General features: G+C 40.6%; 11 protein-coding genes and 1 riboswitch. Of the genes, 5 read left to right on the top strand and 6 right to left on the bottom strand.

What is annotated here, in order from left to right:
* The first annotated feature begins 8 nt into the window (after nt 1-8).
* The 5 genes from I6E11_RS00345 to dnaG all read left to right on the top strand — a co-directional run bounded on the left by I6E11_RS00345 (nt 9) and on the right by dnaG (nt 9,078).
* Nucleotides 9-1,427 (top strand): CCA tRNA nucleotidyltransferase, encoded by a 1,419-nt coding sequence (locus I6E11_RS00345; RefSeq protein WP_235335874.1) that lies wholly within the window; start codon nt 9-11, stop codon nt 1,425-1,427.
* 240 nt (nt 1,428-1,667) lie between these two features.
* A riboswitch (cobalamin riboswitch) is annotated at nt 1,668-1,847 on the top strand.
* A gap of 28 nt (nt 1,848-1,875) precedes the next feature.
* Nucleotides 1,876-4,263, top strand: coding sequence for an anaerobic ribonucleoside triphosphate reductase (locus I6E11_RS00340; protein ID WP_235335873.1), 2,388 nt, complete (start codon nt 1,876-1,878; stop codon nt 4,261-4,263).
* An 8-nt stretch (nt 4,264-4,271) separates the two neighbouring features.
* Nucleotides 4,272-4,748 carry an anaerobic ribonucleoside-triphosphate reductase activating protein gene (gene nrdG, locus I6E11_RS00335; RefSeq protein ID WP_235335872.1) on the top strand — a complete coding sequence of 159 codons (477 nt, stop codon included), beginning with the start codon at nt 4,272-4,274 and terminating at the stop codon, nt 4,746-4,748.
* A 1,063-nt stretch (nt 4,749-5,811) separates the two neighbouring features.
* Complete coding sequence (locus I6E11_RS00330) at nt 5,812-6,813, top strand: malate dehydrogenase (protein ID WP_204393004.1); 1,002 nt, start codon at nt 5,812-5,814, stop codon at nt 6,811-6,813.
* Between the two features lie 99 nt (nt 6,814-6,912).
* Nucleotides 6,913-9,078, top strand: a complete 2,166-nt coding sequence (gene dnaG, locus I6E11_RS00325) for a DNA primase (protein ID WP_235335871.1) — start codon at nt 6,913-6,915, stop codon at nt 9,076-9,078.
* On the opposite strand, the gene folE is transcribed toward dnaG, so the two are convergent.
* The 6 genes from folE to I6E11_RS00295 all read right to left on the bottom strand — a co-directional run bounded on the left by folE (nt 9,075) and on the right by I6E11_RS00295 (nt 13,936).
* Nucleotides 9,075-9,671 (bottom strand): GTP cyclohydrolase I FolE, encoded by a 597-nt coding sequence (folE, locus tag I6E11_RS00320; protein WP_394800079.1) that lies wholly within the window; start codon nt 9,669-9,671, stop codon nt 9,075-9,077. The genes dnaG and folE overlap by 4 nt on opposite strands.
* Before the next feature lie 4 nt (nt 9,672-9,675).
* On the bottom strand, nt 9,676-10,134 hold the full coding sequence (locus I6E11_RS00315) for an SPOR domain-containing protein (protein WP_235335945.1): 459 nt from the start codon (nt 10,132-10,134) through the stop codon (nt 9,676-9,678).
* Nucleotides 10,135-10,237: 103 nt separating this feature from the next.
* Nucleotides 10,238-10,993, bottom strand: a complete 756-nt coding sequence (gene tpiA / locus I6E11_RS00310) for a triose-phosphate isomerase (RefSeq protein WP_235335870.1) — start codon at nt 10,991-10,993, stop codon at nt 10,238-10,240.
* 42 nt (nt 10,994-11,035) lie between these two features.
* Nucleotides 11,036-12,358: a BT_3928 family protein gene (locus I6E11_RS00305; protein ID WP_235335869.1), complete on the bottom strand. Its 1,323-nt coding sequence runs from the start codon at nt 12,356-12,358 to the stop codon at nt 11,036-11,038.
* Nucleotides 12,348-12,890: a DUF1599 domain-containing protein gene (locus tag I6E11_RS00300; RefSeq protein WP_235335868.1), complete on the bottom strand. Its 543-nt coding sequence runs from the start codon at nt 12,888-12,890 to the stop codon at nt 12,348-12,350. Before I6E11_RS00300 ends, I6E11_RS00305 begins: the two co-directional genes overlap by 11 nt.
* A gap of 137 nt (nt 12,891-13,027) precedes the next feature.
* Nucleotides 13,028-13,936, bottom strand: coding sequence for a peptidoglycan DD-metalloendopeptidase family protein (locus tag I6E11_RS00295; RefSeq protein WP_235335867.1), 909 nt, complete (start codon nt 13,934-13,936; stop codon nt 13,028-13,030).
* Between the last annotated feature and the right edge of the window lie 91 nt (nt 13,937-14,027).

Here is a 14,027-nt window from a genome sequence, read left to right as displayed (position 1 = left end):
TTCAATATATGGAATTAAAAGAACATTTTTCCGATAAAATATTCAGTATAATATCCGAAACAGCCGACGAACTGGGATTGGAATGCTATGTAGTTGGTGGCTATGTACGCGACATATTCCTTAAACGCCCCTCGAAAGATATAGATGTTGTAGTGGTGGGGAGCGGAATAGAAATAGCACAGGCACTAGGTAGAAAATTAGGCAAAGGAGCTAATGTCTCGGTGTTCAAGAATTTTGGAACTGCACAGGTGAAATTCAAGGACATCGAAGTGGAATTTGTGGGTGCAAGAAAAGAATCATATAGCCATGACAGCAGAAAACCTATAGTGGAAAACGGAACACTGGAAGACGACCAAAACAGACGCGATTTCACTATAAATGCAATGGCTGTCTGTCTGAACAAAGACCGTTTCGGAGAACTGGTTGACCCATTTGACGGTATGGAAGATCTTAAGGACAGAACAATAAGAACTCCTCTTGATCCGGACATAACATTCAGCGACGACCCTCTGAGGATGATGAGATGCATCCGTTTTGCCACACAACTAAACTTCTACATTGAGGACGAAACGTTCGAAGCACTGGAAAGAAACAAAGAAAGAATAAAGATTATATCAAAGGAACGCATAGCCGACGAACTGAATAAAATCATCATGTCGCCTATACCATCGAAAGGTTTCGTGGATCTTGACAGATGCGGATTACTGGAACTTATATTCCCTGAACTATGTGCTCTGCAAGGCGTAGAGACAAGAAACGGAAGGGCCCATAAGGATAATTTCTATCACACACTTGAAGTACTGGACAACATATCGAAAGCTACAGATAATCTTTGGCTCAGATGGTCTGCACTACTTCATGACATAGGCAAGCCAAAAACCAAGAGATGGGAACAGAAAGCGGGATGGACATTCCACAACCACAACTATATAGGCGAGAAGATGATACCGGATATCTTCAGAAAAATGAAACTGCCTATGAACGAAAAGATGAAATATGTCCAGAAAATGGTAAGTCTGCACATGCGTCCTATTGTAATAGCCGACGAAGAGGTGACCGACTCTGCAGTAAGACGACTACTTTTCGAAGCCGGCAACGACATTGACGACCTGATGTGTCTGTGCGAAGCTGACATAACATCGAAAAACGAAGCCAGAAAACAACGTTTCCTCGATAACTTCAAGCTTGTGAGACAAAAGTTGAAAGACCTGGAAGAAAAGGACAGAATACGTAACTTCCAGCCACCGGTGGACGGAGCAGAGATTATGAGAGTTTTCAACTTGCAGCCATGCCGCGAAATAGGCGACTTGAAAAGTTATATCAAAGATGCCATTTTGGATGGTGTAATACCAAACGAACATGATGCTGCCTTTGAATACATGATGGAAAAAGCCTTAAAAATGGGGTTGAAACAGGTTAATGAATAGTATAATATAAATATTTATCGTCCCGCTGTAATATCAAAATCTATGGGACGATAATTTTTACACAACAAAAAACGAGTCAAAAGTTACCAAAAATCTAATATGTTTTTAAAATTCATCAAATACAGTTTTCCAAAAATACAGTCTACAAGTACCTATAGACCGTTTTAACAATTTCAAAATTTCCATTTTTGTAAAATCCAAACAAATTGATATTTTTTATTTCAGAAATTTGTTTATAGCTTTGCAATACTTTTTCAGAGTGACATCAGTCTCAAAAGGGAATACCGTGAAAATCGGTAACAGTACCCGCTGCTGTGATTCTTGATGAAACGGGACAGGATTGCTCCAACCACTGCCTATGGCGGGAAGGTGTTCCGTGGAAAGATCAGTCAGAAGACCTGCCCTGAAAAGGTATATAAAAAAATGTATGATTTAAAAGAAGAAAAAAATGGAAACAAAAGACATCTGCATCATCAAAAGAGACGGGAAGCGGGAAAACTTCTCATCTGCAAAAATCTACAACGCCATTACTAAGGCTTTCGTGGCATCAGACCTGACAGACTGCGAAAATCTGATTGATGAAATCACCCAAAGGGTAATCAATCACTTCAATACCCCAACAATAGGCGTAGAAGAGATACAGGACCTTGTAGAAATGGAACTGATGAAAGTACAGCCGGAAGTAGCTAAAAAGTACATCATCTACAGACAGTGGAGAAATACCGAACGCGACCGCAAGACAAAAATCAAACATATCATGGATGGTATCGTGGCTATCGATAAGAATGATGTCAACCTTAGCAATGCCAACATGTCAAGCCATACTCCGGCAGGACAGATGATGACTTTTGCATCTGAAATAACAAAAGACTATACCTACAAGTACCTTCTGCCTAAGAAGTACGCAGAAGCACATCAGTTGGGCGATATACATATTCACGATTTGGATTACTATCCTACAAAGACCACCACATGCATACAGTACGACCTTGAAGACTTGTTCGAAAGAGGATTTCACACTAAAAACGGTAGTATACGTACTCCTCAGTCCATCCAGAGTTACGCCACTCTTGCCACTATAATATTCCAGACTAATCAGAACGAACAGCACGGAGGACAGGCAATACCTGCATTCGATTTCTTCATGGCTAAAGGAGTTCTGAAAAGTTACCAGAAAAGTGTAGCTTCTATAATGTCGTTCCTTATGGAAATGAAAGGTATCGACATAACAGAAGAGACACTGAAAGACTGTGTAAAAAAACACCTTCTGACAATAGCTCCATCCGAAGACGTAAAGAAAGCACTGGCAAACGAACTTAAATCTATAGGTGCTGATATAGAAAAAGAAGATTTGGAACATATCCTGAACAAGGCTAATGAACGTACGCGTAAAGATACCCATCAGGCTATGGAAGGTTTCATTCACAACCTCAACACCATGCACTCAAGAGGTGGCAACCAGGTGGTATTCAGTTCCATAAATTATGGTACAGACACTTCCGCCGAAGGAAGAATGGTTATAGAAGAACTGCTTAAATCGACAATAGAGGGACTTGGAGCTCACGGTGAAGTTCCTGTTTTCCCAATACAGATTTTCAAGATAAAGGATGGCGTATCGTATTCGGAAGAGGATTATAAGCTTGCCATGAGCGACTTCGATGCTGCAATGGAAGGAAAGTTGCAGTTCAAGGCTCCAAACTTTGATCTTTTTCTGAAAGCATGTCGTACCACAGCCAAAGCACTGTTCCCTAATTTCATGTTCCTTGATACACCTTTCAACAAACATGAATTATGGAGAGCCGACGACCCTCACAGATATAAGTACGAACTTGCCACTATGGGATGTCGTACAAGAGTTTTCGAAAACATTAACGGCGAAAAGACATCACTAGGAAGAGGAAACCTGTCATTCACCACAATGAATATGCCAAGATTGGCTATAGAAGCCAGAATAAAGGCAGAAAGCATAATCGACTTAAACAACAAGGAAGCTATAGAGCAAAAGGCAAAAGAAGTATTCCTTCAGTCGGTAGAAGAAATGGCTGAAATGATAGCCGAACAGCTTTACTCAAGATACCAGTATCAGAAAACAGCCCTGGCAAGACAGTTCCCATTCATGATGGGCAACAACGTCTGGAAAGGCGGATGCGACGTAAATCCTAACGAAGAAGTTGGTGATATACTGAACCAAGGAACACTGGGTATAGGTTTCATCGGCGGACATAATGCAATGGTAGCCCTCTACGGCCAGGGACACGGACACAACAAGAAATCATGGAATACCCTTTACGAGGCCGTTGAAAAGATGAATGAAGTAGCCAAGAGATATAAAGAGAAATATCATCTTAACTACTCTGTTCTTGCCACTCCCGCAGAAGGACTGTCAGGAAGATTCACTAAGATGGACAAGCGCAAATATGGTATAATAGAAGGAGTAAACGACAGAGATTATTACGTTAACTCATTCCATGTAGATGTAAAGGAACCTATCAACATAGTGGACAAGATAAAATGTGAGGCTCCTTTCCACTCACTTACGCTTGGAGGTCACATCACATACGTGGAACTGGACGGTGAGGCACAGAAAAACGTAAAAGCCATAGCCAAAATCGTGAAAGTAATGAATGACGAAGGTATCGGCTACGGTTCGATTAACCATCCGGTTGATACATGCCACAACTGCGGTTACAGAGGTGTAATCTATAGCAAATGCCCAATATGCAACAGTGAGAATATACTCCGTATGCGACGTATCACAGGCTACCTGACAGGTGACTTGAACAGTTGGAACTCAGCCAAACGTGCGGAAGAGCGCGACAGGGTAAAGCATGCCTAATCTGAAACATGTTACATTATTTATATACATATCCTGAAACAATAGTCGACGGCGATGGCATCCGGTACTCTATTTATTTGTCCGGATGCAGTCACCGTTGCAAAGGTTGTCATAATCCGGAATCATGGAATCCCAAAGCCGGGAAACCACTTACCGAAGAAGCTTTGGACAACATTATAAAAGAAATAAATGATAATCCTCTATTAGACGGAGTGACATTCAGCGGAGGAGACCCTTTTTTCAATCCAGAAGAATTCCGCACCATATTGGAAAAAGTCCGGAAATCCACAGGATTGAATATATGGTGCTACACAGGCTACAAATTGGAAGAACTCTTAAACGATAACAGCAGAAAGGATTTACTGCAATATATAGATGTACTTGTGGATGGGCGGTTTGAAGAAAGTCTATACTCTCCTACTCTTGAATTCAGAGGAAGCAGTAATCAAAGAATTTTACACCTTAAAAAAATAATCAAACAATAAAAATCACATATTTAGGACCGGAAGAGCCATTACGGAATTTCTTCCGGTCCTTATTTTTGCGAGGCTTTACGTATACACGATTGTATATATGCAACTTTAATGCATAAATATTACATTCCGTAAAGAATATTTTCCAAACACAAAAATATGTTATTCAACATATATTATATAAGCCACACACAATATTAAAATTAACAATACAGACCGAAAAATCACATTTTAGTTACTGTTTTATCAACTAAAAACATACATATATCATTTACCACGCAACACACCTCATCACCGTTCGCGAGCACGAAACACACACATTCGAAAACATGATATAAATCAAGAAAAACATATATTAATACAAAAAACAGTATCCATATATTGCAGAATAAAAAAATATCCCTACCTTTGTATCGTGGTTGTGAAACCAGAGAGAAAATTAATAAATAGCACAAAACATAAAGGTATTAGACTAACTTAAGGTATAAAAATAAAAGGTATTAGATAAAGGTTATTAGTTTAAGGTAAAAATTAAGGTATTAGGTTTAAGTTTAAAGGTATTAGTAAAAAAGGTAAAAGGTTTTCAGTTTAAGGATAAAAGGTAAAAAGAAACAATAGGTTTAGTGCTAAGGTAAAAAGAAAAGATTAGGAAGGATAACAATTAAGACTAGAAAAACCAAAGAAACAAAGAACCCTGAATTGGGGGGTTCTTTTAGGAAGCCGGCGGCATTCAATATTATGAATGGCGCCTTTTTTATTTCATAACTCCTCAAGCCCCAACTTACCAATATAATAAAGAACCCCAAAGACCAGTTCATAACCACGGCCATTCTCTCAACATACATAATATATACTACACATCAATCTCCATAATTGCAACATCATCATTACAATTTCAATACAAAGGAAATGAAATAATGATTTTTTTCCGTAATTAAGTATAAAAGCGCAGAAAATACTGTTTATTTGCCTATCTGAAATCAAATATTTACTTGATAATTTCTTAACTTTGTAACGCAAGAAAGAAATGACAGATTAAAAACACTTTTATAACATAACATAAATAATTAGAATTATGGAATTTGTAACAAACGAAAAACTTACTATCGTAGGTGCTGCCGGTATGATCGGTTCTAACATGGCTCAGACTGCAATCATGATGGGCTTGACTAATAACATCTGCTTGTACGACCCATACGCTCCAGGTTTGGAAGGTGTAGCAGAAGAATTGTTCCACTGCGGCTTTGAAGGTGTAAACATCACTTTCACTTCTGATATCAAAGAAGCTTTGACAGGTGCTAAATATATTGTAAACTCAGGTGGTGCAGCTCGTAAGGCTGGTATGACTCGCGAAGACCTTCTTAAAGGCAACGCAGCTATCGCTGAAGAATTCGGTAAGAACGTTAAGGCTTACTGCCCAGATGTAAAACACATCGTTATCATCTTCAACCCAGCTGATATCACTGGTCTTATCACTTTGTTGTACTCAGGTTTGAAACCAGGTCAGGTTACAACTCTTGCAGCTCTTGACTCTACTCGTCTTCGCAGCGAACTTGCTAAACACTTCGGTATCTCTATGGACGCTGTTGAAAACTGCCGTACATATGGTGGTCACGGAGAACAGATGGCTGTATTCGCTTCTACAGCTAAAGTTAACGGCAAGGCTTTGACTGACATCATCGGTACAGATGCTTTGACAAAAGAACAGTGGGCTGAAATCCAGCAGAAAGTAACTAAGGGTGGTGCTAACATCATCAATCTCCGCGGACGTTCTTCATTCCAGAGCCCATCATACGTTTCTATCGAAATGATTGGTGCTGCTATGGGTGGTAAAGCATTCCGTTGGCCAGCCGGTACATACGTATCAAACGATAAGTATGACCACATCATGATGGCTTGGGAAACTTCTATCGACACTGAAGGTTGCCACTGCGCTGCATTGAACGGCACAGCTGAAGAACAGGCTGCTTTGGATAAGAGCTACGAACACTTGTGCGCTCTTCGTGACGAAGTTATCGCTATGGGCGTTCTTCCTCCAGTATCAGAATGGAACGCATTGAACCCAAATATTAAATAATTAATATACAGGTTTAAATTATATAAGGGGAAACCGCATATGTGGTTTCCCCTATTTTTTATCCCAAAATCATAAATTTTATGTACTTTTGCAGCCAGTATGATAGATCAGGCCACCATAGACAGAATTCTTGATGCAGCACAAATAGTTGATGTTGTTTCCGATTTCGTTACTCTGCGCAAGCGCGGAGTCAACTACGTTGGTCTGTGCCCTTTCCATAACGAGAAAACTCCATCATTTAGTGTATCCCCAAGCAAAGGGGTATGCAAGTGCTTCAGTTGCGGGAAAGGTGGTAATGCCGTACATTTCATTATGGAGCACGAACAGCTGTCATACTACGAGGCTCTGAAATGGCTTGCCAGGAAGTACAATATCGAAATAAAGGAAAGAGAACTTACCAAAGAAGAGAAACAGTCACAAGGTCTCAGAGAGAGTCTTTTCCTTATCAACCAGTTTGCTGCAGAATATTTCCAGGACATCTTATACAACAACATTGACGGACAGAGCATAGGTATGACATATTTCCGTCAGAGAGGATTTCGCGATGATATAATCAAGAAATTCCAGCTTGGCTATTGTACTGATGCCAAAGATGCACTTGCAAAAACAGCCGTACAGAAGGGATATAAGCAGGAACTTCTGCTTAAAACCGGATTGTGCTACATGAAGGATGATGGAAAAACCATACGCGACCGTTTCTGGGGACGTGTAATTTTCCCTGTTCACAACATTACAGGAAAAGTAGTAGCATTCGGAGGACGTGTACTCAGCGCTGCAACAAAGAACGTACAGATGAAGTACATCAATTCTCCTGAATCCGAGATTTATCATAAAAGCAAAGAACTGTACGGAATATACTTCGCCAAACAATCTATTATCCGCCAGGACAGGTGTTTCCTTGTAGAAGGTTATACAGACGTTATATCAATGCACCAAAGCGGCATTGAGAACGTGGTGGCTTCATCCGGCACAGCCCTTACATCGGACCAAATAAGGTTGATACACAGATTTACAAACAACATCACTGTATTATACGATGGCGACGGTGCTGGTATAAAAGCCAGTATCCGAGGTATTGACATGCTCTTGGAAGAAGGTATGAATATAAAGGTTTGCCTGCTTCCAGATGGTGAAGATCCAGACAGCTTTGCCAGAAAGCACAATGCTACAGAATATCAGGCATACATCAATAACAACGAAGTTGACTTCATACGTTTCAAGACAAACCTGCTTATGGAAGAAGCAGGCAAAGATCCGATCAAGAGAGCAGAGCTGATTTCAAGCATCGTAAAAAGCATATCTGTCATCCCTGACAGCATAGTCCGTTCGGTATATGTCAGAGAATGCAGCCAGTTGCTCAAGATGGACGAGAAAATACTGGTTGATGCAACTGCAAAGCTTATCGAACAAGCAGCCGAAAACAAGGAAAAGGAAGAAGAAAGGAAAAAACAGAGGGAAGAATACCACAAAAGGCAGCAGGCCATAGCTATAGCACAGCAAACGGAACAGCAATCTGCAAACAATAATGCAGACAGCAGTGATGCCGCAAATACGGTTCCACCAGCGAACAATCCTACTCCAGCTCCAAACGAAACTCCCATTCTTCCACCTAAAGGTAGCATACCTCCTCCTGAATTGCTGCCAGAAGAAGTTTCCGTGGTTGATACATACTCATCGTATATACCGGCACAGGGAAATGAAAACAAGGTTTTCTACAAGCAGGAAGAAAGCCTTGTGAAAATGATTATCAGATACGGCGAGAAAGTTGTGTGCTGCGTAGAAGACGAAGAAGGCAACGAACAGCCTTTCACTGTAACTGAGTATATAGCATACAACCTTAAGGCAGACGACATACAGTTCCACAACCCTATACACAGAAAGATACTGAAGGAAGCGGAAGAAAATGTACACAATGAAAACTTTGTGGCAGAAAGATATTTCCTGTCAAATCCAGACCCGGAAATAAGCAAGACGGCAGCCGACATGTCGAGCGACAGATACCAGCTGAGTAACTACCACTCGAAAGGACAGAAAATAATAACAGACGAAGAACGTCTGTATGAACTTGTTCCTCGCCTGCTGCTGGATTTTAAGATATCTATTCTAAAAGAAGAGATGAAACATACGCTTCAAGCTCTGAACGATCCTGCCGTGGCTTCTAATCCGGAAAAATGTGCAGAGATAATGGCACATTTCAAAGACCTGACCGAAACTCAGAATATGATTCTGAAAGACGCGGGCGACCGTACTACAAGCCTGTATTAACGGTTATTTCGGATAAGATTCATGAACTCCTCACGAGTCTTTGCCTGATTGAAAGCTCCTGTGAAGTCGGATGTTGTGGTTATTGAGTTCTGTTTCTCCACACCACGCATCTGCATACACATGTGCTTAGCTTCAACTACAACCATCACTCCAAGCGGATTTAATGTTTCCTGAATACACTCCTTTATCTGCAGAGTCATTCGTTCCTGCACCTGCAATCTGTGTGAAAAGATATCCACCACACGAGCTATCTTGCTCAGTCCCGTAATATATCCGTTAGGTATATAAGCCACATGGGCCTTACCGTAAAACGGGAGCATGTGATGTTCGCATAAAGAGAAGAAATCAATATCCTTCACAATGACCATCTGACTGTATTCCTCCTTGAATTTAGCAGCATTAAGCACAGCCTTAGGGTCCATGTCGTATCCTCTTGTGAGAGTAAGCATAGCCTTTGCCACACGTTCTGGGGTTTTCAAAAGTCCTTCACGTTCCGGGTCTTCACCAAGCAAAGACAAGATTTCCTTATAATGTCCCATCAGTTTCTGTACCTTCTCTTCAGGCCAGTTTATCATATCAGTTGTCATCATCATTATATTACTCTATATGAATGTTTATCTGTTCACGCACTATTGCAACTTCCTTAAAATTACCTGCAGCCTTCAGTTGCCTCATTGCAACATGAGCCTCTTCAATACTTTTATAATCGCCTACCCTGCATAGCCAGCGTGGAGGCTGGAAGAAAGTGTATACCGGCATATCCGGGAATTTTTCCTTTACCTTTTCTGCTACAGAGTTTGCCTCGTCTCTGGCCTGTCTGGAATTATTACCTGCATAGACCTGTACGCGATAACCACGCGTTTTTATCACTCTCTGTGCTTCAGAAGCTCCAGTTCTGACAAAACGTTTGCCTATCATTTCGGTTATTTGCGCATCCTGATGCACTGTCACTTTACCCTGCCCGGGAATATTAGTCTGCAGACTTTCAACTATATTGCTCTGCGCCAAGGCTGCTCCCGAAGATATAGTAAAGATTAAAGATAAAAGATATTTCATCATACCGGTTGGATTAAATTTTTAAAGACAGTATGCCGGACGATAATATCCGGAATACTGTCATATAATATTACACTACAGACTTTCAACGTCTGTAAATAAATTATTTGAATGCGTCGATGATACCCTTGAAGTCAGCAACTTTCAATGCAGCTCCACCGATAAGACCACCGTCAACATCAGGATTAGCAAACAATTCCTTAGCGTTTGAAGGCTTGCAGCTACCACCGTAAAGGATAGAAGTGTTTTCAGCTACTTCTTTACCGTATTTAGCAGCAACCAAAGAACGGATGTGAGCGTGGATTTCCTGAGCCTGTTCTGGAGTAGCAGTCTTACCTGTACCGATAGCCCAAACTGGTTCGTAAGCCAAGATTACTTTACCGAAATCTTCAGCAGACAAAGAGAATACAGAAGCCAACTGAGCTTCTACTACTTCATTCTGCTTGTTAGCTTCGCGTTCTTCAAGAACTTCACCGATACAGAAGATTGGCTTCAAGTTGTTAGCCAAAGCAAGTTTAACTTTTTCTTCAAGGATTTCTACTGTTTCGTGATAGTAAGCACGACGTTCAGAGTGACCAAGAATTACGTACTTAGCACCTGTAGAAGCTACCATTTCAGCAGAAACTTCACCTGTATATGCACCTGAAACTTTGTCTGCACAGTTTTCTGCACCTACGCCGATGATTGCGCTGTCAACGATAGGAGTTACAGAAGCCAAGTGGATGAACGGAGTACAGATTACTACGTCGCAGTTTGGTTTGTCTGCTGTCAAAGCTTCATTCAATTCTTTTGCCAAAGCAATACCTTCTTGCAGGTTTTTGTTCATTTTCCAGTTACCTGCTACAATGTTTTTTCTCATCTTGTTTGAAATAATTAATTTGTTAAATATAAAAGGTTTCTTTCAATTCTTTTTCTCATTGTTGTCCTGTCCAAAGGCCGGTACAAATTTTCTTTTTCGCTGTATGCTCAACCAAAGCAAATCAATCATTATAAATAGAATCAGCGGCCCGAAGAACCAAATCAACATTTCTGTCACTTTAGTCCAAAATGTATTTTCATCCAGCTTTCCTATAGGCAATTCATCCAAAGGCCCCGTCAACTGATATTCATCCGGGAAAGAAAAATTGCTCCATTTTCTTATCACTACTCCATCCTTAAGTAACACCAAGCCCGGATTGGAACGTATGATAGTCTTCAGAGTTATCTCATCCATAGTGGCAAACGGATATTCGGCCCCGGTATAATCCTGCCATCTTGAAATAGCCTCGTCCGAGGATGCCGTAACACAATAAAACTTATATCCATGATCCAGCGAATAATCATAAACCTCGTTTATCAAGTCCATAGAGCTGTCATCGGCATTTTCAAGCCAGGGCGATACAAGAAGGAAAGCATAATCGCTGCTCAGCACTTCTTCGGTAATATCGAAACCGTCATCATTTGAAATCATCACAAAATCCTTGATTGGCGGTTCATAACCTTTTTCCTTCAATATAGTTTTCGATTCCACAAACTTCCAGGTAGAATCAGTAGGGAAATTATCTATTGTAAACTCCTTCTTCACACCATCTTTCTGATATGTGAAAATAGTTTCATACACCGGCAGTTTTACTCCGTCAGGTATTTCCATGCCTGCTTTGATGTCTGCACCTATATGATACGGACGGAAATCGAAAACTGGAAGATGGCTTAACGTGAAATAAGTAAACAGAAAAATAAACACTGTGCTGTACATTGCCACAAGCCAGTCCATTTTATCTGTTACCAGCTTGAAAATACTTCTGCTACGCATCACCACAACAACAGATGCAAAAAGAAGAACAATATTCTTCCAGAATGTATCCCAGTTTGACAGATGAATGGCATCGCCAAAACATCCACAGTCCGAAATAGGATTGGCCACTGCAAGCCACAACGTAAGCGGCGTCATTACTGCCATGAAAAGCAGACAGGATATAGATGCCAGCCTGCGCCTGATTCCGAAAAGCATATAAGAGCCTAAAGTAAATTCCACAATAGCCATTATCCATGCTATCAGATATGGTATGAAACCGGAATTCCAACCCGCAAGCCCCCAAACTTCAAAATAGTCCTGCACTTTGTATACAGTACCCATAGGGTCGTTAGCCTTGACAAATCCCGAAAACAGGAATACTACAGCAAGGAGAAAACGACACACATTGACTCCTGCATAAACTGCCCTATTTATATACTTATTCTCCAAATTCAAGTTTTATTAGTCCGAATACAGAATAGTTAATCATATCCATATAGTTGGCATCCACTCCCTCGGAAACCAAAGTTTCGCCACCAAGCTCTTCTATTTGCTTAGTTCTGTAAATCTTCATCAGAATAAGGTCTGTGTACGATGATATACGCATGCAGCGCCACGCCTCATCGTAGTCATGATTCTTTGCCAACATGAGTTCCAACGCCTTCTTGGCATATTTATCGTACATCTCCAATGCACGCTCTACACTCATATCGTCAGTCTCGGCAAAACCCAGTTCCAATTGGATAAGACCTATAATACCATAATTTACTATTGCTATGAATTCCGAACGGATACCTTCGTCGATAAGGGCTACTCCCTTAACTTCTATACTGCGGATGCGGTTAGCCTTGATGAATATCTGGTCTGTTACAGACGACGGACGCATGATACGCCACGCTGCGCCATAATCATGCAGTTTTTTTTCGTAAAGGCTACGACATATTTCTATAACGTGTTCAAACTGTTGTTTAGTATCTTTCATAAACCAATCGAATATGTGGCAAAGTTACTTATTTTTCAAATAAACGCATAATAAAAAAGGTGGAAATGCTTTTGCAGTCCACCTTTTTTAATCATATAAACGTCAAATAAGATTCTATATTAAAGTATTATACAGAATTATGAGCAACGCAACACCTGTCCAATTCTGAGAACAGTTGTACGTTTTATGCCGTTCAAGCTACATAACTTGTCAATTGATACGTGATATTTCCTTGATATCGAGCCCAAAGTGTCACCACTCTTGATTTTATGATAGCGTATAGAGTTTGCAGCAGCTGTAACTTTCTTCATATCGCCATTCTTCAATGCTGCCAAAGCGCGTGTACGCTGATAGTTGTACATATTGGCTCCCTTTATGAACAGATAACTGTCGGCTACAATATCCTGTTTTGGGAAATCGAAAAGGAACTCAGGATTGATTACCTGACCAAGCAGTCTTGTTTCGAAGTGCAGATGCGAACCAGTAGAACGTCCTGTGTTACCACCCAGACCTATTACCTCACCGGCCTTTACAAACTGATCTTCCTTGACAAGCTGTTTAGAAAGGTGTCCGTAAATGGTTTCCAATCCGTTGTCATGGCGAATTACTACATATTTACCATATCCGGAACGTTCGTATCTCACGATTCTCACCCTACCGCTGAATGCAGCTCGTATAGTATCGCCGATATATACCTTTATATCAAGTCCGTTGTGCATACGTCTCCATCTTGGACCACACTTTGAAGTAATCTTGGTATGAGGAGTAGGCATACAGAAACCTGTAAGGTCTATTCTGAAAGTATCAGGTACTGTCACATTTTTTCCATAGGCATGAACCCTTTCATTACTCCATTCAGGATACAGTGAATAAGCCGGATAGAAGGCCTGTTCTGTTTCAATCTGACGTACCAAAGCAAGTGAGTCTACAGACTTAAGCTTCCTGTCTATAGGTGCCTGCTTAGCTAGTAAATCCTGTGCCGAAGTATTGACAGACACCAAAGCAAAAGCTGCGACCGATAATGTTCTAAGAATTTTAATAAGCATTTTATTCGTTAATATTTTTATATTATGCGTATAAGAGAAACACGATTTTCACATACAATCCCTTATACGTAACAACTCAAAATTAAAAAGG

It is taken from the genome of Bacteroides caecigallinarum (genome assembly GCF_021531075.1).
GTDB classification, from domain to species: domain Bacteria; phylum Bacteroidota; class Bacteroidia; order Bacteroidales; family Bacteroidaceae; genus Phocaeicola; species Phocaeicola caecigallinarum_B.
Note: the sequence above shows the minus strand (reverse complement) of the source record. Positions and strands in the feature narration are given on the sequence as shown.

Coding starts and splice junctions, on each gene's coding strand:
- I6E11_RS00345 (WP_235335874.1), top strand. CDS start 9: ATGGAATTAAAAGAACATTTTTCCGATAAAATATTCAGTATAATATCC.
- I6E11_RS00340 (WP_235335873.1), top strand. CDS start 1,876: ATGGAAACAAAAGACATCTGCATCATCAAAAGAGACGGGAAGCGGGAA.
- nrdG (WP_235335872.1), top strand. CDS start 4,272: ATGTTACATTATTTATATACATATCCTGAAACAATAGTCGACGGCGAT.
- I6E11_RS00330 (WP_204393004.1), top strand. CDS start 5,812: ATGGAATTTGTAACAAACGAAAAACTTACTATCGTAGGTGCTGCCGGT.
- dnaG (WP_235335871.1), top strand. CDS start 6,913: ATGATAGATCAGGCCACCATAGACAGAATTCTTGATGCAGCACAAATA.
- folE (WP_394800079.1), bottom strand. CDS start 9,671: ATGATGATGACAACTGATATGATAAACTGGCCTGAAGAGAAGGTACAG.
- I6E11_RS00315 (WP_235335945.1), bottom strand. CDS start 10,134: ATGAAATATCTTTTATCTTTAATCTTTACTATATCTTCGGGAGCAGCC.
- tpiA (WP_235335870.1), bottom strand. CDS start 10,993: ATGAGAAAAAACATTGTAGCAGGTAACTGGAAAATGAACAAAAACCTG.
- I6E11_RS00300 (WP_235335868.1), bottom strand. CDS start 12,890: ATGAAAGATACTAAACAACAGTTTGAACACGTTATAGAAATATGTCGT.
- I6E11_RS00295 (WP_235335867.1), bottom strand. CDS start 13,936: ATGCTTATTAAAATTCTTAGAACATTATCGGTCGCAGCTTTTGCTTTG.